This window comes from Oceaniglobus roseus (assembly GCF_002869745.1).
GTDB classification, from domain to species: Bacteria; Pseudomonadota; Alphaproteobacteria; order Rhodobacterales; family Rhodobacteraceae; genus Oceaniglobus; species Oceaniglobus roseus.
In genome coordinates this window covers 83365-104380 of the sequence record NZ_PNOS01000012.1, presented here as the reverse complement: position 1 = coordinate 104380, position 21016 = coordinate 83365, and the positions used below count along the sequence as shown (strand labels likewise).

Sequence of the window (21016 nt, the reverse complement as noted above, 5' to 3'; positions counted from 1 at the left end):
TGAGCGCTTCGTTATAGGCCGGCCAGTTCCTGGTTCTGTAGGTCGGGGGTGTGTGTCTGCTCATGCTGACCAGCTACCACGCTGGATTCACGAGATGAATCCCTCACGGGATTTGTGCAACAGAGCCGGGTTCATGCCATACATTTTTCTCGATGGCTTCTTTTCCCTTTGCGCGGCGCCCTCGGCAAAATCTGCGCATGGGGTTATAAACTGGCAGATCTGCGCTCAAGAAATCGAAAACTTCGGGCTGGACGTGGCCGTTGCCCGGTTCAAGAACGGCCTGACGGATTTCCGTCACAAGGAACGGTTCGAGTTCAATCGACTCGAAATGATGCGCAGAGAAGGCATCTGCGATTACAAGGCCCTGGACTTCATCCTGTCTCGGCCCCGCCGCTCGATGCTCACGCACAATCACCCGAAGGCGGATGTGCTTGTCGAGATTGCACGCCAGGTTGCCGAGCATGTCAATCTCGACTTCGATGTCGATGCCTGCAACACCCCGGCTTCACAGGCAAACCTGACACTCCCGCTGTTCTGCACGGTCCTGTCACCCTATGGCATCGAGGAACTTGAATTGGACTGGGAGCCGGACCTCAGCTGGTTCATCAACGGTCGCACGCTGTATCGGCAGATTCACGCGCTGATGCAGTCACGCCGTATTCTGCCGGAGGAGATCGTCTCCAAGTAGACGACTCCCGACGATGGAAGTCCCGGTGCAGCCATCACCTTCGCACCCTTCGCCGCCTCGTTCGGGAGGCGAATCCGGCGCAGAGGCCGCGGACCGCCGCAACCACGATCCGGAATCGGCAGGCGATGGGGATGGGCAGCTTCTCGTCGATACGGCTGAGGAGTTGTAAGGGTCGGCGCTGCGACGGGCCGCAGCCTGTGTCGCCATTCCCTCCACACTCCCCGGTATCAACCCGGATCGGCCCAATTTCGGACACAAGCCCTTCCTAGCCTCGGGCAGCCAAAGGAAGGAGCCCCGATGCTAGTCTCAGTCGTCGTGCCCTGCATGAACGAGGAGGACTCGATCCCCGCCCTCGTCGAGCGCCTTGCCCGGGTCATCGCCCCCTGGCGCGACCGGGCCGAGATCGTGCTGGTCGACGACGGCTCGACCGACGCCACCTGGGCCGCGATCGAGGCGGCGCGGCGCAGCTGCCCGCTGGTCGTCGGCCTGCGCCTCTCGGCCAACCGCGGCCACCAGATCGCGCTGACCGCGGGACTTCGGGCGGCGCGGGGCGAGCGGGTGTTCATGCTGGACGCCGACCTCCAGGATCCGCCCGAACTGCTGGGCGACATGATGGGCATGATGGACCGCGGCTATGACGTGGTCTATGGCCGCCGGGCCGAGCGGCAGGGCGAGACGGCGTTCAAGCGCGCCTCGGCCTGGGCCTTCTACCGGGCGCTGAACCTGATGAGCGACGTCGCCATCCCCCGCGACACCGGCGATTTCCGCCTCGTCAGCCGCCGCGCGCTCGACGCCGTGCTGGCGATGCCCGAGCGGGCGCGCTTCGTGCGCGGCATGTTCGCCTGGGCGGGCTTCCGGCAGGTCGGCATCGAATACGCCCGCGCACCCCGCGCGCTTGGCGAGACGAAGTATCCGCTGCGCAAGATGATCGCCTTCGCGACCGACGCCATGACCGCCTTCTCGACCCGGCCGCTGCGCTTCGCCACCCGCATGTCCTTCGCCGCGCTCGGCTTTTCCGGGCTGATGATGGTCTATGTCGCCCATTCCCTGATCGTCTACCAGACCGCCCCCGGCTGGGCCTCGGTGGTGCTGGCGATCAGCCTGTTCTCGGGCGTCCAGCTGCTGACCCTCGGTATCCTCGGCGAATACATCGGCCGCCTCTACGTCGAGGCGAAGGGCCGCCCGCTCTACTTCATCGCCGAGGACACGCGCGAGACCGAAGAGGCCGCATCGGCCGCACCGGTGCCGCTGCGCAAGCTGGCCTCGGCATGAATCCCGGCATGAATCTCGGCACGGGTCGGGCCGCGACCCTGCTGCGCTTCGCCCTCGTCGGCGCGGCGGTGGCGGGCAGCTACGTGCTGCTCTACCTCGCCTTCCAGGCCGCGGGGCTGGACCGTGCCGCGGCCAATGCGCTGGCCTTCGCGCTTGCCGTCGTCCTTCAGTACCTGGGCCAGGCGCGGCTGACCTATCGCCGCCGCCTTGCCGACGGAGGCCAGATCGGCCGTTTTGCGCTGATGATCGGCTGCGGCTTCGCGACCTCGGCGCTGGTCACCGGGATCCTCGGCCCGCGCCTCGGCCTCTCCGACGCGCTGTCCGCTGCCGCGGTCGCGCTGCTGCTGCCGGTGCAGAACTTCCTTCTCATGACCCTCTGGGTCTTTTCCCGACAGAACCTTCCCGGAGCCCAGGCACGATGAGCCACGTCTATTCCGACACCTTCTTCGACTACATCGACGGCGGCGCGCGCCGCTCGGCCCGCGCGGTGCTGGGTCTGCTCCAGCCCTGGCTCGGGCCTGCCTCGGTCATCGACCTCGGCAGCGGGCGCGGCGTCTGGCTTGACGAGTGGCGCCGCTGCGGCGCCGCGCGCGTCCTCGGGGTCGACGGCGCCTATGTCGACCAGAGCCAGCTGGCGGTGCCGCAGCACTGCTTCCGTGCCGCCGACCTGACCCGGCCGCTCGACACCGGCGAGCGCTTCGACCTCGCCCAGAGCCTCGAGGTGGGCGAGCACCTGCCCGCCGCCGCCGCGGCCACCCTTGTCGACAGCCTGACCCGCGCCGCCGACCGCGTCCTGTTCTCGGCCGCCGTGCCCGGACAGGGGGGCGAGTTCCACGTCAACGAGCAGCCGCTGAGCCATTGGCAGGCGCTCTTCGCCGCCCGCGGCTTCCGCGCCTACGACTGCCTGCGCCCCGCCCTGAAGGGCAACCGGGCGGTCGAGCCGTGGTATCGCTACAACGCCGTCCTCTATGCCAACGCCGCCGGGGCGCAGGGCCTGCCCGAGGTGGTGCGCGCCACCGCGCTGCCCGCCGGCGTGCGCCTGCGCGAGGGCGGCGATGCGCTGTGGCGGCTGCGGCGGGGCGTCGTGTCCTGCCTGCCGCAGGGCACCGTCACCCGCATCGCGCAGCTTCGCGCGGGCCTCCGGACCCGCATGGCATGAGCGCGGCCGACGCCTCCCTGCCGGGCTGGAGCGCCGCGCCCCGCACCGCCGCCGCGCCGCTCCTGCCGGTCTTCGCCATCGCCCTGGTCGGCACGCTGGCCTTCTCGCTGCCGAACCTCGCCGATCCGATGATCCGCTTCGACGATTACCCGGCACTCCTGGCCCGGGCGGACTGGTTCTGGGAAAAGACCCTGCACGAGGGCCGCTGGGTCAACTGGCTGTGGCACCTGCGCGGGGTCGTGACGCCGGCCTGGCTGAACTTCGCCGTGTACCAGGCGCTCTGGGCGCTGCTGGCCGCCGCGCTGGCCGTGGCCGCCTTTCCCTCCGAACGCGGGCGCGCCGCGCCGGTCGGCGGCATGGTCCTGCTCGCCCTGCTGATCGCGGTCGCGCCCCCGGCCTCGATGATCGCGCTCTGGTTCAACACGCTGATCCCCGGCCTCGCGCTGGTGGCGCTCTATGCCGTGCTCGGCTGCCGGATGGCGCCGCGCCATCACCGCGCCCTGCTGCCGGTTTTCACGGTCGTGACCTTCATGGCCTACACGACCTATCCGCTGATCCTGCTTGCCGTCTGCCTCTTCGCGACGCGGAAGCGGTCGCTGCGCGATCTCGCGGGGCTGCTGGCGCTGTTCACCGCCAGCTTCGCGGCGGCGGTGCTGGCGACCTATGCGCTGAACTGGCAGGTCCATGGGATCTTCGGCGTCCCGCTGGCGGACTGGCGGCAGGCCGCGCCCGCGACGGGCCTTTCCGGGCTGGTCGACAACCTGCCGCTGCTCGGGGCCACCTTCCGCTCTCTCGTGATGGCAAGCAGCTTCGGCATCTACCCGCTGGTCGTGCTCCAGGCGACCGCGTTCGTGATCGCGACGCTGTACCTGGCGCGCCACGCGCCGAAGGAGGCGCTGTATCTCCATGCAGGGCTGTTCCTCAGCCTCGCGCTCTGCGCGGTGCAGGTGCTGAAGCTCGGGGTGGAGGTGCCGCCGCGCAGTTTCGTCTTCGCCTGGATCTTCCATGCGGTCCTCGTCGGGCGGGCGGCGGTCTTCGTCCGGTCCGGCAAGGACGCATCGCGCCTGTTCGTCGCGGTTCCGGTGGCGATCGTGGCCCTCTGCATGGCGCTGACCTTCCAGCGCTTCGCCGATTTCCGTCCCTGGCAGGCCGAAACCCGTGCCTTCGCCGAGGCGCATGCCCACCTGCCGGATCCGCTGCTGGTGAAGGGGGACGTCATGGCCCTGGAAACGGCGCGACGGGCCAGTGTCCAGCATGCGATTGCGCTGTCGTTCCGCGTGCTGGCCCTGAACGGGCAAAGGATGGTGCTTTGCGACCGCGAGGCGCAGCGGTGCGCCCGGCTCGAGGCCGAGGCGGCCGAGGGCCGGCGCCCCCCGCTGTCGCTGGTCGCCCTCGCGCCAGTGCAGTAGGGACGCGACCTGTCCTAGTCGGTGGGGTCCACGTCCGGCAGGTCGGTGGAAGGGCTCACGGCTCTCTCCCTGACCGGCTCCCGCCCCTGGTCCGACTCCAGTCCGATCGTCGGCATCGGCGCTTCGATGGGCCTGTCGGTCTCCTCGATCTCGCCGGTGCGGCCGTCCACGATCTCGTCCGGGGTCCTGGGGGCGTTGGCGTCGTCGGTGCCCTCCCAGAAGATCAGCAGGCCGATGATCGCGCTGGCCAGGGCCGACAGCCCGATCGCTCCGAAGAGCGACCAACGGTGTCGTTGGACCTGGCGTTCGGTGTTCGTCTTGGGTGCTGACATGGCATCCTCTCAGGCATTTGTGCTGCCGCCCCTGCCGGGCGTCACGGTCCGTCAAGGCGCCGCCTCGTGCGTCGGGGTGCGGCCTTGGTGAAAAAACGGGTGCCCTGGACGAATGTTCCAAGGAGTTAGGGATCGCACCCGATTCGGTCCGCCGGTCCGTCTCGCGGGCGTCGCCCTAGTGTCCCCGGCGCTGGCGGGACGGCTTCGGTCGTCCCTTGCGGTCCAGTTCGCGCTCCAGTTCCCGCATCAGCCGGCGGCGGCGCCATGGCCAGCGGATCTGGTCGGTGGTCACGCTTTCGGGAACGACGCTCCACCCCTCGGGATCCTTGCGGATCGCGAAACAGCGACGGCCGCCGATCACCGCCGAGGAGGCGGCGTTGATCGCGGCCACGGTGACCTCGACCGAGGTCAGCCGCTCCAGGTCCGGATCGTCGGGCTGGCGGTTCGCCCGCGCGAGCAGGGTCGAGAAGCTGCCGATGTCGATCAGCCCGCCGCTCTCCAACGGACCGCGGTTCGTCGCCTCGCCGGGCCGGGTCAACTGGTCCGACCTCAGTTCCGTGCGGTCCGTCACCACGTGGCGCGGGGCGCTGCCGTCGTCATGGTTCAGCTGCACCACCACGTCCTGGAGATAGATCGGCTGAAGCCCGAGGTTCGCCACGAAGCAGCGCCGGTCGAGCCCGATGCCCGGCCCGGTGTCCACCACCACCTCCGAGCGCTGCTGGCGGCGATGGCCGAACAGGAAGGTCTGCAGGTAGACGATCCAGACCGACAGCATCGCCAGCCCCGAGATCGCCTGGACCGCGGGAATGTGCTGAGAGAACCAGTCCCACATGGGGCCTCCGTATCATCTGCGGTGCCTGTGCAGGCACGCCGGTCATGGATTTCCGGGACCAACTGCCGGATGCCCGGTCCGTTCCGCACTCGGGGCGCGGGGAACATTCGGCGGTCCCGCAGGTTTTCCGCAAGGTGCAGGCAATGACACGGAGGTCGCACATGGAAGACGGCAATCACGAACGCATCGCACAGCGCGCGCACGACATCTGGGAGCGCGAAGGCCGCCCCGAGGGCAAGCACGACGAGCACTGGCAGCGCGCCGCCAACGAGGTCAAGGCCGAGGAGATCAGCGAGGCCGATCCCTCGTCCGAGAACGGCCCGCCCCCGGGTGGCCCGATCGCCGGGAACCTCGACGATCCGGCCGAGCGCGCGGGGGGCAAGGGCAGCGCCCCGTCGCCGCGGCGCAAGGGCTGACAGGCAGGCACGCCGCCCCCGCTACCGCCCGGCCCGCCCTGCCCCGTGCAGCGGCGGGCCGTTTCGTTTTCACCGCGGGGTCACGGCCCGCCCACCGCTGTGCCTTTCACTCCGGCAGGGCGTAGACGGCGATGTGGTCGCTGACCTGCGGCTTCAGGATCGTGTTGCCGCCACCGATGAAGGCGACGTATTCGCGCCCCTCGTGTTCGTAGACCGCCGGATTGGACACGGAGGGCGCGCCGACGATGTCCTCCCACAGCTCCTCGCCGGTCGCGATGTCGAAGGCGCGCACCTTGGCGTCCATGGTCGAGCCGATGAAGATCAGCCCGCCCGCCGTGACGGCGGGTCCGCCGATGGTGGGCGATCCCATGCTCTCGGGCATGTAGAAGCCGAACTTCTGCGACGAGCCCAGCGGCTTGCGCCAGTTGACCTCGCCCGTCTTCATGTCGATCGCCACCAGCTCGCCATAGGGCGCCTTCCAGCAGGGCATCCCGAGCCAGTTCATCGCGACCTTCAGCGACATGCCGTAAGGCGCGCCGATCTGGGGATAATACCCGGCCTCGTTGCCCGAGCCCGATTCGATCCGGTCGAACTCGTCACGCGGGTAAAGCTGGATGTACTGCGCGATGTGCGAGGTGTTCACGACGGCGGTCTGGCTTTCGGGGTCGAAGGCCACGCCGCCCCACTGAACCCCACCCGAGCTGTCGGGGAAGGTATAGACGCCTTTGCCCCTGGTCGTCGGCGGCGTGTACATCCCCTCGTAGGACAGCGAATCGAAGAGCTTCGAACACTGGCCGAAGCCCACGGCGTCGGCGATCCACCAGATGTCCTCCTTCTGCGCCTGGTCGAGCAGCGGCGCGGGTTTCGTCGGGAAGGGCTGGGTCTTCGCATAGACCTCCCCCTCGACCGAGCCGTCGCCCTGGGGCACCTCGCGTTCCTCGATCGGCCAGACATCCTCGCCCGTCTCGCGGTTCACGACGAAGAGGAAGCCCATCTTCGTCGCCTGCATCAGCGCCGGGATCTCCTTGCCGTCCACGGTGATGTCCATCAGCGTCGGGGCCGAGTTGATGTCGTAGTCCCACACATCGTGATGCACCCACTGGCGCGACCAGACGACCTTGCCCGTCTCGATGTCGACGGCCGTGGTCGAGGTGGCGAGCGGGATCTCCTGCGTGCGGTTACCGCCCCAGTAGTTCGGCGAGGGCGAGGCGACGGGGAGATAGACGAGCCCCAGTTCCTCGTCCACCGACATCGCCGTCCAGACGTTGGCGGTGCCGGTCTGCCGGCGGATGTCTTGGGGAATGGTGTCAACCGCCCATTGCAGCTTGCCGGTCCGCGGATCGACCGAGAAGACCGATCCCGGCGGCGCCTCGGCATATTTCCAGTCGTTCCCGGCCCAGCCGATGATGACGTGGTCGCCCGAGACGGTGGGCGGCTGAAGCAGCGAGAAGGGCCACTTGTCGTTCGTGGTGTTCCACTGGTTGACGTTCAGCGCGCCGTTGTCGCCGAAATCGGCGCAGGGCTTGCCGGTGTCGGCGTCCATGGCGAAGAGCCGGGCGTCCATCGTACCGAGATAGACGATCTTCTGGCAGGCCTCGCCCTCCTGCGGCTCCGCCGCCTCCCAGTAGGCGACGCCGCGGTTCTTCAGGGCGGGCTGGGTCAGCGCCTCGAGGCGGCTCTTGGAATCGAAGCTCCAGATCTCCTCGCCCGTGGCAGGGTCGAGCGCGAGGACGCGGTAGAACGGCGTGCCGATGTAGAGCATGCCGTTGGCATAGATCGGGGTGGCCGACCAGACCGTTGTCGGCAGGTCGCCCGTGCCGTCGGAAACGTCGCCGGTGTGGACCTCCCAGACCTTCTCGAGATTGCCGGCGTTCTCGCGGTTGATCTGGTCCAGGGGGGAATATTTCTGCGCGGACAGCTGGCCGTGGAACGTGTTCCAGGTCGCCGTCTTCGGCACCAGCGGCACGGGGTCGCGCCGCGGCTTCTCCTGCGTCCGGTCTTCCTGAGTGGCGGAGCCGTCCGCGGCCGATTCCAGCAGCGTGTCGACCACCTCGCCCCCACCCGTTGCAGTGGCTGGCTGGTCGTCGGTGACGGCGGTGCCGCTTCCGCTGTCCTGCGACGCGGCGGGAGAGGCCGCCGCCAGCGCGGCGGCCAGCGCGATTGTGCCGGTACGGATCATCAGGTCCTCGCTTTCCTGCTTCGGGTAAGGGTCAGGCGTTCCATCACCAGCCCCACGAGCACGACCGCCAGCAGGACCACGATCCACCAGGCGTGGAGAAAGGCGGCCGCGACGGCGGTGCCGATCCCGCCGAGCAGCGTGAGCCAGAGCCAGAGGGCGCGCCGGGTGGCCATCAGCAGCAGCGCGCCGATGCCGACCAGCAGCGATGCGCCCAGGACGATCAGGGCGCCGATCGTGCCGGTGACCCCCGTGAGCGGCGTGAGGTATAGGATCGCCGCTATCGCGGCTCCCGCGAATGCGGCCAGCGCACTCAGCGCCGCGCCGGGGGACCAGGTCGTGGCGTGCTGGGCCATGGATTTCCCTCCTGCGAATATGGAGTGAACGTTCCCGCCGTCAGGATGTTCCGACGACGCCCCGGCGCCCTGCTCCGATGGCGCGACTGGCGGCACCGCGTGGATGTCGGAGCGGTCGGAAATCCTGCCCGGTCCGCGCGTCGCCTCGCGCGCCGTCACCGCGCCCCTTCGTCACCTGCCCCCGGGGTCCCCGGCAAGGGCGCGACCGGCCGCGACGCCCGAGGACCAGGCCCACTGGAAGTTGTAGCCGCCAAGCCATCCGGTCACGTCCACCGCCTCGCCGATGGCGTAGAGCCCCGGCACCTTGCGCGCCTCCATCGTCTTGGACGAGAGCGCGGCGGTCGAGATGCCGCCCGCCGTGACCTCGGCCTTGGCATAACCCTCGGTGCCCGTCGGGTGGAAGGTGAGCGCGGTAAGCATCCCGGCCGCTTCGCCGAGTTCGGCATCCGAACAGTTGCCGAGCTCGCGGGCAAGGCCGATCCGGGTCGCCATCGCCTCGGCCAGCCGCAGCGGGAGGTGGCGGGAGAGGGCCGCCTTGAGATGGGCGCGCGGCATCTCCTGTCGCGCCGCGCGCAGGAGGGCCCCGGCGTCGGGCAGCAGGCAGAGCGACACCGGATCGCCGGGCGACCAGTAGGAGGACACCTGAAGGATCGCGGGCCCCGACAGGCCCCGGTGGGTGAAAAGCGCGGCCTCGGGGAAGGAGACGTCGCGCACGCGGGCGACGGCCGGAAAGGCCACGCCGGGGATCGCCTTGAAGAGCGCGTCCTCCTCCCCGAGGGTGAAGGGGACGAGCGCGGGGCGGGGCGCCACGACGTCGAGGCCGAAGCGGCGGGCGATGTCGTAGGCGGCGCCGCTCGCCCCCATCTTGGGGATCGAGGGACCGCCGGTCGCGATCACCAGCCGGGGCGCCGCCGCGCCCGCCACGCGGAACCGCCCGTCGGCATGGCCGATCTCGCCGATCCTGGTCGAGAGGCGGATCTCCACCCCGCCCCGGCGGCATTCCTCGAGCAGCATGGCGACGATCTGCCGGGCGCTGCCGTCGCAGAAGAGCTGGCCCAGGGTCTTCTCGTGCCAGGTTATGCCGTGCCGCTCGACCAGCGCGAGGAAGTCCCACTGGGTGTAGCGGCTCAGCGCGGATTTGGCGAAATGGGGGTTCTCGGACAGGAAGTTCTCGGGGCCGGTCCCGGTGTTGGTGAAATTGCAGCGGCCGCCGCCGGAAATCAGGATCTTCTTGCCGGGCTTGTCGGCGTGGTCGATCACGAGGACGCGCGCCCCGGCCTGACCGGCGGTCGCCGCAGCCATCAGCCCCGCGCCGCCCGCCCCGAGCACGATCGCGTCGTAGTCCCGCTCCTTCACGCCCATCCGCTGTTCCTTCCCGCAGAAACGCCCGAACACCCGTCACGCCGTCCCAAGACCACAAAACGCGGCCGAAGTGTACCGGGCACGGTCGCGGGTGCGGCAATGGCGTCGCGGATGGGGCTGCTACGCGAAAACGGGACCGGTCAGCACACCGTCCGGAACCGTTCGACGACGGTGTCCAGCACCACCTCCGGCGGGCGCTGCCACCAGTCGGCGGCCGAGAAGACCTCGACCTCGCAGTGGCCCGCGTAACCGGCCGCCTCGACCGCCGCGCGGATCGCCCCGAGGTCGGCGACGCCGTCGCCCATCATGCCGCGGTCCAGCAGCATGTGGCGCGTGTCCTCCAGCCAGTCGCACAGGTGATAGCCGAAGATCCGCCCCCCTGCCCGCGCCAGGCTTTCGCCCAGCGTCCGGTCCCACCAGACGTGATAGACGTCCACGGCGAGGCCGATCTGCGGATCGCCGACGGTGTCGCAGAGGTCCAGCGCATCGCGGACGGTGAACAGGCAGGTGCGGTTGCCGCCGAACATCGGGTTGAGCGGTTCCAGCGCCAGCCTGACGCCGGCGGCGCGGGCGTGCTCGACATGCCGCGCGAGGCGGTCGGCAAGGCGCTTGCGGCTCTCGCCCAGCCCTGTCGTGCCGGGCTCGGTCCCGCCGGTGACGATGGTCAGGACCGGTGCGCCGAGCGCGGCGGCCATGTCGATGCTGCCGCGCATCTCGTCATCCGAGCCGGCGTCGCGGCCGGTCAGGTAGGGCGTCCGGCACAGGCCCGCGACCGCCATCCCGGCGGCGCGCACCCGTTCGCCGATCTGCGCGGCGCGTGTTCCGATCTCGCGCCGCCAGAAGACGATCCCGCCGAAGCCCCGTTCGGTGCAGGCGTCGATCAGCCTTTCCGGGGACCACCCCGCGCCGTGGCCCTCCAGGTTGTGCCCCAGCGTCGCGGTGTTCAGCGCCAGCGCCGAGGTGTCCTGCGAGAAGTCGCGCATCAGGTCACGCCATGGAGCGCCAGCAGCCGCTTCATCCGCGCCACCGCCATCTCCGGGTCGCGCAGCAGGCCGCAGCCGTCGGCCAGGCGGAAGACCTCGGTGAAATAGGGCAGCGGGCGCATCGCCTGCGCGCCGTTCAGCATCACGAAATGGTCCTGGAACCCGTTCAGCCAGGCCAGGAAGACCACGCCGGTCTTGTAGTACTGCGTCGGCGCGCGGAAGATCAGGCGCGCCAGCGGCACGGTCGGGTCCAGCGTCGCGCGGAAGCCCGCCGAATCGCCCTGCCCCAGCCGGTCCACCGCGTGGGCGGCGGCGACGGCGAGCGGGTCGAAGATGCCGAGCAGTGCGTGGGAAAAGCCCTGCGCGTCGCCCTCGATCAGTTCGGGATAGTTGAAGTCGTCGCCGGTATACATCCTGACGCCTTCGGGCAGGCGGCGGCGCAGGGCGATCTCCTTGTCCTTGTCGAGAAGCGAGATCTTGATCCCGTCCACCCTGGCGGCGTTGGCCTCGATGATCGTCAGGACCGTGTCGAGCGCCTCCTCGAACCCGGCGCTGCCCCAGTAGCCGGCCAGCGCGGGGTCGAACATCTCGCCCAGCCAGTGCAGGATCGCCGGGCGGTCGCAGGCCGACAGCAGCTCGCCGTAGAGGCGGATGTAGTCGTCCGGCCCCGAGGCCACCCGCGCCATCGCCCGGCTGGCCATCAGGATCACCCGGGCATCGAGCGCCTGGATGGCGTCGAGCTGATGCATGTAGGCACGCCGCACGTCGTCGACGCTGCGGGCCTCTGCGGGGGCCAGGTGGTCGGTGCCGCAGCCGTTGGCCACCAGCGCGTCGGGCAGCTCGGCGCGGGTGCGGCGGATCAGCTCCAGCGCGCCGTCCCAGTCCAGCCCCATGCCGCGCTGCGCCGTGTCCATCGCCTCGGCGATGCCAAGGCCGAGGCCGTGGAGGTGGTGGCGGAAGCGCATCGTCGCCTCCCAGTCCACGGTCGCGAGGCCGGAGGGATCGTTGGCGGTGAAGGGATCGGCCACCACGTGGGCGGCGGAATAGACGATGCGCGCCGGATCGGCGGGCAGCCGGGATTCGGGCAGGGGGGTGCCGGTCAGGATGTAGTCGGTCAGCCTGCCGGAGGTGTCGGGAAGGGCAATCTTCAAGCGCGGTCTCCTTCAGAAGCGCGACACCAGCATCCCGGCATCCGCCGAGATCGCCTGTCCGGTGGTGTAGGGCAGCCGCCCGGAGGCGAGCGCGGCGATGATCCCGCCGATCTCGGCGGGCTGGCCGACGCGGGGGAACAGGGTCAGCCCCGCCTTCGCGCGCTCCTCGTACTGCGCGATCATCGGGGCGGTCATCTCGGTCGCGATCAGGCCAGGCTGGACGTCGTAGACGGCGATCTCCTCGCGGCCCAGCCGCACCGCCCAGAGCTTCGACGACATGGCCGCGGCGGCCTTGGAGACGCAGTATTCGCCCCGCGGTTCGGCCACGGCGACGGCGTTGGACGAGGTGACGTTGACGATGGCGTGGAACAGCGCGGGATCGCGCCGACGCCCCAGCAGCCGGCGCGCGAAGGCCTGGGTCAGGAAGAACGGCGCCTTGGTGTTGACGGCGAGGCAGCGGTCATAGCTCGCCTCGCTCGCCTCCAGCGGATCGCCGCGCTGCATGACCCCGACCCCGGCATTGTTGACCAGAGTCGTCAGCGGACCGAGTGCATCCTCGATGCCCGCCAGGGCCGCATCGTGGGCGGCCAGGTCGGTGACGTCGAAGGGCGCGGCGTGGGCGGGCACGCCGCAGGCTTCGACCTCGGCCAGCGCGGCGCGCAGTTCGGCGTCGTCGGCCGGTCCGTTGAGAGCGACGGCAAAGCCCTCGCGCGCCAGCGCCACCGCCGTCGCCAGGCCGATGCCGCGGCTCGATCCGGTGACGAGGGCCACCTGCCTGCTCATGCCGCCGCCCCCTTGGCCAGAAGTTCGCGGGCGATGATCATGCGCTGGATCTGGTTCGTGCCCTCGTAGATCTGGGTGATCTTGGCGTCGCGGTAGAGCCGTTCCACCTCGAAGCCGCGGATGTAGCCCGAGCCGCCGAAGACCTGCACCGCGTCCGCCGTGCGCGCCACGGCCATGTCCCCGGCAAAGCATTTCGCCATCGAGCAGAAGCGCGTCGCGTCCCCGCCGGTGTCGATCTTGTGCGCCGCGCTGAGGACCAGCAGGCGCGCCGCCTCGACATCCTTGGCGATGTCGGCCAGCAGCCACTGCACGCCCTGGAATTCGGCGATCGGCTTCTTGAACTGCTTGCGCTGGCGGGCATAGTCCACGGCCGCCTCCAGCCCCGCCTGACCGATGCCCACCGCCAGCGCGGCGATGCCGACGCGGCCCTTGTCGAGCACGCTCATCATCATGTGGAAGCCGCGCCCCTCGGTGCCCAGAAGCGCCTCGGCGGGCATGCGGACGTTGTCGAAGTTCAGCGCGCCGACCTGGCTGGCGCGCTGACCCATCTTGTGCTCCTTCGGACCGCGCGAGACGCCCTCGGCGTGCAGGTCGACGATGAAGATCGACATGCCGCGATGCCCCGCCGCGGGGTCGGTGCGGGCCAGCACGAAGCCGACATCGGCCACCGGCGCGTTGTGGATCCAGATCTTGCCGCCGTTCAGCACCCAGCCGTCGCCGTCGCGCACGGCGGTGGTCCGGATGCCCGAGACGTCGGTGCCGGCCTCGGGTTCGGTGATGCAGTAGGCGCCGCGCTTTTTCGCCTGGAGAAGCGGCACCAGCCAGCGGTCCCGCTGGGCGTCGCTGCCGTGCTGCACCAGCAGGGTCGACAGCAGCTCGACCAGACCGCACTGATCGGCGACGCTGGCATAGCCGCGCGACAGCTCCTCCATCACCAGCGCGTAGGTGACCGTGTCGAAGCCCGGCCCGCCCATCGACTCGGGCACGCTGATCCCGAACAGCCCAAGCTCGGCCATCCGGTCGTAGAGTTCGGACGGAAAGCGCTCTTCCCTATCCAGCTCCTCGGCCATGGGGCGAATGACGTCCTGAGCGAACTCCCGCGTCATGTCGCGCACCTGAACGTGCATCTCGGTCAGAAACATCCCGCCTCCCACAGTAACCGTTTGGTTACTTTTACGGTGCAACCGGGTTCCCGGTCAAGCCCCGAAGAGGGTTGATTTGCGGCGTCCGATCTGCCTTATATAACTATACGGTTACTTATGGGAGGACGGCATGAACCCTGACGAGAAGGTCAAGTTCGGGCGGGTCGATCTGGAGGTCACGCCCTTCGGATTCGGCACCGCCCCCATCGGCAACATCTTCCGCGAGATCGACGAGGGCACCTCGGACGCGATGATCCAGACCGCCTGGGACAGCGGCGTGCGCTATTTCGACACCGCGCCGATGTACGGCCACGGGCTGGCCGAGCTGCGCACCGGGCATTCGCTGCGCTGGAAGGAGCGCGACGATTTCGTGCTGTCCTCCAAGGTCGGGCGGATCCTGAAACCCGCACGCAGGCAAGATATCGACTATGCGCCCTGGACCAACGCCGGGCGGTTCACGATGCACTTCGACTACAGCTACGATGGCACGATGCGCAGCTTCGAGGACAGCCTCCAGCGGCTGAACCTCGAGCGGATGGACATCTGCTTCATCCACGACATCGACGTGTTCACCCGCGGCGCGGAACAGCCCGAGGTCTTCGACCAAGCGATGGACGGTGCGTGGAAGGCGCTGTCGGAGCTGCGCGACCAGGGCGTGGTCAAGGCGATCGGCGTCGGCGTGAACGAATGGGAGGTGTGCCACGCGGCCCTGCAACAGCGCGACTTCGACTGTTTCCTCCTGGCCGGGCGCTATACCCTGCTGGAGCAGGATTCGCTGAACGACTTCCTGCCGCTCTGCGAGGAACGCGGTGCGGCGGTCGTGGTCGGGGGCGGCTTCAACTCGGGCATCCTGGCCACCGGGGCGGTGGAGGGCGCGAAGTACAACTACGCCCCCGCCCCGGCCCAGATCATGGACCGGGTCCGCCGGATCGAGGCCGTCTGCGCCGAGTACGACGTGCCGCTGCCCGCTGCCGCGCTCCAATTCGTCGTGGCCCATCCGGCGGTGCCGACCTTCATGGCGGGCACACGCACGGTCGAGCAGTTGCAGCAGAACCTCGCCTGGTTCAGCCACCCGATCCCGGACCAGTTCTGGGCGGACCTGAAGGCGAAGGGGCTGCTGCGCGAAGACGCGCCCACACCGTGAGCGGCCGACGCCTCGGGCCGGGCCGCCATGGCCTGGCCGACCTTTCGGTGGGGGATGTCATCGAGACCGCGCGGCAGGTGGTCGGCGTCGAGACGATCGACGCCTTCGCCGCGCTGACCGGCGACCGCTTCGAGATCCACATGACGGCGGAAGGTGCGCGGCGGCACGGATTTTCCGACCGGGTCGCCCACGGGCTTCTGGTGCTGTCGATGGTTGACGGGCTGAAGAACCGGGCGGCGGCGCAGTTCGACGCCATCGCCTCGCTCGGCTGGGACTGGACCTTCGCCGCGCCGGTGCTCGCGGGCGACAGCATCGCCGCGCGGATCACGGTGACGGCGCTCAGGGCGACGTCGGACGGCAGGCGCGGCATCGCCACGCTGGAGTTCGAGGTGACGAACCAGCGCGGCGAGACGGTGCAACGCGGGGTGAACCGGCTGATGATCCACGCGTGACGGCGGGTCGGCCCTGCGCCGGGGCGCCCGGGTGCGACCCCGGCAGGACCGCTGCCGAAGGCCGTCACACCTCGATGTCGCAGACGAAGACCCCCTCGGCCCCACCGTCGAGGCAGGCGACGATGTCGCCGCCGATGGCCTGGTGCACCTCGTCCACCAGATAGGCGTCGCGCACCGCGAGATCCCGGAAGTCGAACCAGAACATGTCGAGGAAGCCGCGCACCAGCGGCGTCTCGACCGAGACGTTCCGGCGGTGCCGGAAGTCGGCGATGCCGTCGATGCGGGCGCCCAGGCCGGCCAGCCGGTCGTAGAGCGCCTGTTTCGTCGCCGCGTCGACGTCGTCGCGGAACCGCAGGTGCACAAGATGTCGGATCATGTCTCAATCTCCCCTGCCGCCGAAGTCCGGGCGGCGTTTCTCCCTGAAGGCGGTCACGCCCTCGCGCAACTCGTCGCTGGCGGCGGAGATGCGGCCCGCGAAGGATTCCAGCACCCGCCCGCCTTCCTCGCCCTCGGCGGCGTTGATCAGCATCTTGGTCAGCTCCGTGGCCAGCGGTCCGCGCGTCAGGAGGGACCGCGCCACCGCCTGCGCCGCACCCAGCGCCTCGCCCTCGGGCACGACCCGGTCGGCCAGCCCCGCCAGCAGGGCCTGTTCCGCCGTCAGCACCTCGCCGAACAGGGCCATCCGCCGCACCGCCTGCGCCCCGAAGCGGCGCACCGCCCGCTGCGTGCCGGACCACCCTGCGATGATGCCGAGGCCGGTTTCCGGCTGGCCGAAGCGCACCTGCGCCTCGGCGATGCGGTAGTCGGCGCAGGCGGCCAGCTCCAGACCGCCGCCCAGCACCGGACCGTTCAGCGCCGCGATCACCGGCTGGCGCAGCCGGGCCAGCCGGTCGAACACCTCGTGCCCGTCGCGCACCCAGTGGCGCGCGAAGGCGGCGGGGCTTTCGCCGCTCCAGGCCGCGATGTCGCCTCCGGCGCAGAAGCTGCGGCCACTGCCGGTGAGGATCAGCACGCCGATGTCGTCGCGCCGCTCGATCTCGCGGCAGAGCCCGGCCAGGGCCTCCATCATCGCCGCGTCGAGCGCGTTGCGCTTGTCCTCGCGCCGGATGCGAAGGGTGCCGACGCCCGCCCCGACCGTCAGCGCGAAGGCCTCGTGCCCGCTCATGCGCCGGCCAACGCCAGCTGCATGGGCGCCGGGTCGAACAGACGGGCGTCCATCGTCTTCAGGTCGTTGGCGACCCTCAGCGGTGTCGCCGCCCGGTCCAGGATGTCGCGCTGCACGTCCAGCCCCGGCGCGATCTCGGTCACGACCAGTTCGCCGTCGACCAGCCGGATCACGCAGCGCTCGGTCACATAGGTCACGTCCTGCCCCTGCTCCCTTGCCCGCGCCCCGGAGAAGGAGACCTGATCCACCGCGTCGACGAACTTCGCCACCTTGCCCTCGGTGTCGATCACCAGCCTGCCCTCCTCGATGTGCATCTTCGCCCCGGCGTTGAAGTTGCCGGAGAAGACGATCCTGCGGGCGCGCGCCGTGATGTCGACGAATCCCCCCGCCCCAGCCGTGCGGTGCGGCACGCCGCGCAGCCGCGAGACGTTGACCGAGCCGTCGCGGCCGACCTCGAGGAAGGACAGGAGCGAGGCGTCGAAGCCCCCGGCCTGGAAATAGGTGAACTGGTGCGGCGAGGCGACGAAGGCCTCGGCGTTGGCGGCACAGCCGAACTTGAAATCCAGCAGCGGCACCCCGCCGACGGCCCCCTGCTCGATCATCCATGTCACCGCCCCGTGCAACCCCTCCTCGACAAGGATGCGCGGCACGTTGGCGGAGATGCCGAAGCCGATGTTCACCGCCCAGCCCTGTCGCAGCTCCTGCGCGACCCGGCGGGCGATGACCTTGCCCACGTTGAACTCGGCGCTGCGGAAGCTGTGCAGCGGGCGGATCAGCTCGCCCGAGATGGCCGGGTCATAGGGGGTCGCCGTGGTCTGCAACTGCTCGGGCGCCTCGACGACAAGATCGACGAGGATGCCGGGCACGCGCACGTCATGGGGCCGGATTGAGCCGTTCTGCGCCACGCGCTTCACCTGCGCGATGACCAGGCCGCCGGAATTGCGGGCGGCAAGGGCCAGCTCCATCGCGCCCAGGTAGGCGCCTTCCTGCTCGAAGCTCAGGTTGCCGCGTTCGTCGGCCGTGGTGGCGCGGATGATGGCCACGTCGGGCCGGATCGCCGGGAAATAGAGCCAGTCCTCGCCCTCGAACTCGCGGTGCGAGACGACAGGCTCGGCCCGGGCGGCGTCGTTCATGGCACAGCCCTCCAGGTCCGGATCGACGAAGGTGGCAAGCCCCACCTTGGTCAGAACGCCGGGCCGCTTGGCCGCGCCCTCGCGCAGCATGTCGAAGATGATGCCGGAGGGGATGTTGTACGCCTTCACCTGCCCGGCGGTGATCATCTGCCAGATCTTCGGCGGCTCGGCCTTCGTCGGACCCGACGGATAGGATCCGCCGATGATCTTCGACAGCAGGCCGGGCCTGGCGATGTGATCCACGCCGGGCGTGCCGAACATGTCCCCGGCCGCGATCGGGTGGATCGAGGTGAGGTTGCGCGGCGCCCCCGTTTCGTCGAAGCGGCGGCCCAGGGCGGCCAGCACCGCGTCGGGGCAGCACAGCCCGCTCGAGGAGTTCACGGCGATGGTGGCGTTATCCCCGATGCGGCCGACGGCCTCTTGCGCGGTGGCGATCTTGGACATCTCCGGTTGCCTCTTTGTAACTAAATGGTTACTGTCAATATGCCGCCAAGCATGGCGGCAATCAACCCCGATGTGCCGCCGCCGGTGCGGAAAACGCGGGTATCCAGCCAGGGAGGGCCAGCCGTGACCGTATATTTCGAGAAGACCTATCAGCGCGCCTTCGGGACGTTCCCGCTGAAGGGGCAGGAGCTGCACGACGCGGTCCTCGCGGCGGCCGAGGTGGGCTACCGCGCCTTCGACACCGCGCAGATGTACGGGAACGAGACCGAGACAGGCGCGGCGCTGAAGGCCACCGGGCTGGCGCGCAGCGATCTGCTGATCACCACCAAGGTCGACATCGCCAATTTCAGCGAGGAGAAGTTCCTCCCCTCGGTCGAGGCCAGCCTGAAGGCGCTGCAGATCGAACAGGCCGACGTGCTGCTGCTGCACTGGCCGACCCCGGGCGGCGACATCAGGCTCTCGCTCCAGCTTCTGCAACGGGCCTTCGACCGGGGACTGGCGCGGCACATCGGGATCTCGAACTATACCGCGCAGATGATGCGCGACGCCCGCGCCATCGTCGATGCGCCGCTCGTCACCAACCAGGTCGAGTTCCATCCGCTGCTGAACCAAGACAGGCTGCTGGCCGCCGCGACCGAAACCGGCATCCCGCTGGCCTCCTACTGCTCGGTCGCGCGGGGCGAGGTGTTCAGGCATGCCATCTTCGCCGAGATCGGCAAGGCCTACGGCAAGAGCGCGGCGCAGGTGGTGCTGCGGTGGATCCTGCAGAAGGGCGTCAGCATCAACACCATGTCGACCAAGGCCGAAAACATCGCGGCGAATTTCGACGTGATGGACTTCACCCTGTCCTCGATCGACATGGACCGGATCGAGGAGATGACGAAGACCGGCTATCGCATCGTCGGCAAGGACCTGGTGCCCTACGCTCCGGATTTCGACTGACGGGAAAGAAGGGGCGGCACCATGGCCGCCCCAGTCACTGACAGGGAGGAGTCAGCGGTTTCCCCGCACCAGGTCGGCGGCCTTTTCGCCGATCATGATGGTGGGGGCATTGGTGTTCGATCCGACGAGGCTCGGCATCACCGAGCTGTCGCAGATCCTGAGCCCGTCGATGCCGCGCACCCGAAGCTTCGGATCGACCACCGCCATCGGATCGCTCTCGGCGCCCATCTTGCAGGTGCAGGTCGGATGATATGACGTGCGGCCGTACTGGCGGGCATAGGCCTCCAGCTCGGCCTGGCTCCTGACGCTCTCGTCCGGGTACCGGATCTTGCGGATGTGCTTCTGCAGCGCCGCCTGTTCGAAGATCTCGCGGCTGATCCTTACCCCCTCGACCGCGGTCTTCAGGTCGTCGGGATCGCCGAGGAAGTTCGGATCGACCACGGGCAGCGCCTTCGGATCGGCCGAGCGCAGGCGCACCGTGCCGCGCGACCGGGGGCGCAGGACATAGCTGTTCAGCGTGATCCCCGACGATCCCTTCGGCACCGACGGCACGCCCGCCTCGGCCCCCGCGCCTGCGAGGAAATGGAATTGCAGGTCGGGGATCTGGCGGCTGCGGTCGGCGTACCAGAACGCGCCCCCCTCGACCACGTTCGAGGTCACGGGCCCGGCCCCGAAGAGATAGTACTGCGCGCCCGCCCAGATCATCCAGTGCAGCCTGTTGTACCGGTCGAGGCTGTCGTGCCCCTTCAGTTCGGCCACGATGTCGATGCCGAAGTGATCCTGCAGGTTCTCGCCCACGCCGGGCAGATCGGCGTGCACCGCGATGCCCTTCTCGCGCAGATGGGCCGCCGGGCCGAGACCGGAGAGCATCATCATCTTCGGCGACCCGATGGCGCCCGAGGTCAGCAGCACCTCGGACTCCGCGCGCACCGTCACCCGCTTGCCGTCCTGCGCATATTCGATGCCGGTGGCGCGGCCGTTCTCGATGACGATGCGGTGCACGAGGCAGCCGGTCCGGACCGTCAGGTTGCGCCGCTTCGCGGCCGGGCGAAGATAGCCCACGGCCGCCGAACAGCGACGGCCGTTCCGCGTCGTGGTCTGGTAGACGCCCGAGCCTTCCTGCACCGCCCCGTTGAAATCCGGGTTGTAGGGGATGCCGCGCTGCTGGCAGGCCTGCACGAAGGCGCGGGTCATCGGCTGGGGTTGCGGGACGTTCGACACGCCCAGCTCGCCCTCGGTGCCGTGCCATTCGCCCGCGAGGAAGGTGTTGCCCTCGGAGCGCAGGAAATACTTCCGGACGTCGGCGAAGGCCCAGCCCTCCGCCCCCTCTTCCCCGGCCCAGCGGTCGTAATCGGCGGGGTTGCCGCGGGTGAAGACCTCGGCGTTGATCGACGAACCCCCGCCGATGACGCGGGCCTGCGCGTAGGGGATCTCACGGTTGTCGGCGTGCTTCTGGGGCGCCGTCACCAGCCCCCAGGTCAGCGGGCCGGTCGTCATCTTGGCAAAGCCCACGGGCATGTGGATCAGCGGATGGCTGTCCTTCCCGCCCGCCTCCAGCAGCAGCACCCGGGCCGCGGACTCCGCGGTCAGCCGGTTGGCCAGCACGCAGCCCGACGATCCGCCGCCGACGATGATGTAATCGAAGCCTTCCGGCATAACTCCCCCCACTCTTTCC

The 21016-nt window shown here is 69.4% G+C and carries 22 protein-coding genes; 9 read left to right on the top strand and 13 right to left on the bottom strand.

Annotated elements, in window-relative coordinates; all coding sequences use genetic code 11:
- The first annotated feature begins 133 nt into the window (after positions 1-133).
- From A7B20_RS08300 to A7B20_RS08280, 5 genes are all read left to right on the top strand, one after another.
- On the top strand, positions 134-688 hold the full coding sequence (locus A7B20_RS08300) for a WcbI family polysaccharide biosynthesis putative acetyltransferase (protein ID WP_102108102.1): 555 nt from the start codon (positions 134-136) through the stop codon (positions 686-688).
- Between the two features lie 297 nt (positions 689-985).
- A complete protein-coding gene (locus A7B20_RS08295) occupies positions 986-1960 on the top strand; it encodes a glycosyltransferase family 2 protein (RefSeq protein ID WP_102108101.1) in 975 nt (324 codons plus the stop codon).
- Between the two features lie 8 nt (positions 1961-1968).
- Positions 1969-2382, top strand: a complete 414-nt coding sequence (locus tag A7B20_RS08290) for a GtrA family protein (RefSeq protein WP_102108100.1) — start codon at positions 1969-1971, stop codon at positions 2380-2382.
- Entirely contained in the window at positions 2379-3119 is a 741-nt protein-coding gene (locus A7B20_RS08285; RefSeq protein WP_102108099.1) for a methyltransferase domain-containing protein, read from the top strand. The genes A7B20_RS08290 and A7B20_RS08285 overlap by 4 nt, the downstream gene beginning before the upstream one ends.
- Entirely contained in the window at positions 3116-4528 is a 1413-nt protein-coding gene (locus A7B20_RS08280) for a hypothetical protein (RefSeq protein WP_102108098.1), read from the top strand. Before A7B20_RS08285 ends, A7B20_RS08280 begins: the two co-directional genes overlap by 4 nt.
- A gap of 14 nt (positions 4529-4542) precedes the next feature.
- On the opposite strand, the gene A7B20_RS08275 is transcribed toward A7B20_RS08280, so the two are convergent.
- Complete coding sequence (locus tag A7B20_RS08275) at positions 4543-4860, bottom strand: hypothetical protein (protein ID WP_102108097.1); 318 nt, start codon at positions 4858-4860, stop codon at positions 4543-4545.
- Positions 4861-5035: 175 nt separating this feature from the next.
- Positions 5036-5692, bottom strand: a complete 657-nt coding sequence (locus A7B20_RS08270; protein WP_102108096.1) for a hypothetical protein — start codon at positions 5690-5692, stop codon at positions 5036-5038.
- 161 nt (positions 5693-5853) lie between these two features.
- Between A7B20_RS08270 and A7B20_RS08265 the strand changes: the two genes are divergently transcribed.
- A complete protein-coding gene (locus tag A7B20_RS08265; RefSeq protein WP_102108095.1) occupies positions 5854-6108 on the top strand; it encodes a DUF2934 domain-containing protein in 255 nt (84 codons plus the stop codon).
- 106 nt (positions 6109-6214) lie between these two features.
- Here A7B20_RS08265 and A7B20_RS08260 read toward each other — a convergent pair whose 3' ends face one another.
- From A7B20_RS08260 to A7B20_RS08230, 7 genes are all read right to left on the bottom strand, one after another.
- Positions 6215-8287 carry a pyrroloquinoline quinone-dependent dehydrogenase gene (locus A7B20_RS08260; RefSeq protein ID WP_102108094.1) on the bottom strand — a complete coding sequence of 691 codons (2073 nt, stop codon included), beginning with the start codon at positions 8285-8287 and terminating at the stop codon, positions 6215-6217.
- On the bottom strand, positions 8287-8640 hold the full coding sequence (locus A7B20_RS08255; RefSeq protein WP_102108093.1) for a hypothetical protein: 354 nt from the start codon (positions 8638-8640) through the stop codon (positions 8287-8289). The genes A7B20_RS08260 and A7B20_RS08255 overlap by 1 nt, the downstream gene beginning before the upstream one ends.
- A gap of 171 nt (positions 8641-8811) precedes the next feature.
- The gene (locus tag A7B20_RS08250; RefSeq protein ID WP_102108092.1) at positions 8812-10002 is read right to left on the bottom strand and encodes a BaiN/RdsA family NAD(P)/FAD-dependent oxidoreductase; all 1191 of its coding nucleotides are present in this window, start codon (positions 10000-10002) and stop codon (positions 8812-8814) included.
- Between the two features lie 140 nt (positions 10003-10142).
- Positions 10143-10985 carry a sugar phosphate isomerase/epimerase family protein gene (locus tag A7B20_RS08245; protein ID WP_102108091.1) on the bottom strand — a complete coding sequence of 281 codons (843 nt, stop codon included), beginning with the start codon at positions 10983-10985 and terminating at the stop codon, positions 10143-10145.
- Complete coding sequence (locus A7B20_RS08240) at positions 10985-12136, bottom strand: dihydrodipicolinate synthase family protein (protein ID WP_102108090.1); 1152 nt, start codon at positions 12134-12136, stop codon at positions 10985-10987. Before A7B20_RS08240 ends, A7B20_RS08245 begins: the two co-directional genes overlap by 1 nt.
- Before the next feature lie 12 nt (positions 12137-12148).
- Positions 12149-12919, bottom strand: a complete 771-nt coding sequence (locus tag A7B20_RS08235; RefSeq protein WP_102108089.1) for a 3-ketoacyl-ACP reductase — start codon at positions 12917-12919, stop codon at positions 12149-12151.
- Positions 12916-14061, bottom strand: a complete 1146-nt coding sequence (locus tag A7B20_RS08230) for an acyl-CoA dehydrogenase family protein (protein WP_102108088.1) — start codon at positions 14059-14061, stop codon at positions 12916-12918. The genes A7B20_RS08235 and A7B20_RS08230 overlap by 4 nt, the downstream gene beginning before the upstream one ends.
- 130 nt (positions 14062-14191) lie before the next feature.
- Between A7B20_RS08230 and A7B20_RS21575 the strand changes: the two genes are divergently transcribed.
- Positions 14192-15205, top strand: a complete 1014-nt coding sequence (locus tag A7B20_RS21575; RefSeq protein ID WP_102108087.1) for an aldo/keto reductase — start codon at positions 14192-14194, stop codon at positions 15203-15205.
- The gene (locus tag A7B20_RS21570) at positions 15202-15657 is read left to right on the top strand and encodes a MaoC family dehydratase (protein ID WP_102108086.1); all 456 of its coding nucleotides are present in this window, start codon (positions 15202-15204) and stop codon (positions 15655-15657) included. Before A7B20_RS21575 ends, A7B20_RS21570 begins: the two co-directional genes overlap by 4 nt.
- 64 nt (positions 15658-15721) lie before the next feature.
- On the opposite strand, the gene A7B20_RS08215 is transcribed toward A7B20_RS21570, so the two are convergent.
- From A7B20_RS08215 to A7B20_RS08205, 3 genes are read right to left on the bottom strand one after another with little or no spacing between them, the layout of a single operon-like run.
- Complete coding sequence (locus A7B20_RS08215) at positions 15722-16033, bottom strand: Dabb family protein (protein WP_102108085.1); 312 nt, start codon at positions 16031-16033, stop codon at positions 15722-15724.
- 3 nt (positions 16034-16036) lie between these two features.
- Entirely contained in the window at positions 16037-16822 is a 786-nt protein-coding gene (locus A7B20_RS08210) for an enoyl-CoA hydratase/isomerase family protein (RefSeq protein ID WP_102108084.1), read from the bottom strand.
- Positions 16819-18399: an acyl CoA:acetate/3-ketoacid CoA transferase gene (locus tag A7B20_RS08205; protein ID WP_102108083.1), complete on the bottom strand. Its 1581-nt coding sequence runs from the start codon at positions 18397-18399 to the stop codon at positions 16819-16821. Before A7B20_RS08205 ends, A7B20_RS08210 begins: the two co-directional genes overlap by 4 nt.
- A gap of 123 nt (positions 18400-18522) precedes the next feature.
- Between A7B20_RS08205 and A7B20_RS08200 the strand changes: the two genes are divergently transcribed.
- Positions 18523-19341, top strand: coding sequence for an aldo/keto reductase (locus A7B20_RS08200; RefSeq protein ID WP_102108082.1), 819 nt, complete (start codon positions 18523-18525; stop codon positions 19339-19341).
- 51 nt (positions 19342-19392) lie between these two features.
- On the opposite strand, the gene A7B20_RS08195 is transcribed toward A7B20_RS08200, so the two are convergent.
- Positions 19393-20997 carry a GMC family oxidoreductase gene (locus tag A7B20_RS08195; RefSeq protein ID WP_102108081.1) on the bottom strand — a complete coding sequence of 535 codons (1605 nt, stop codon included), beginning with the start codon at positions 20995-20997 and terminating at the stop codon, positions 19393-19395.
- Positions 20998-21016: the final 19 nt, after the last annotated feature.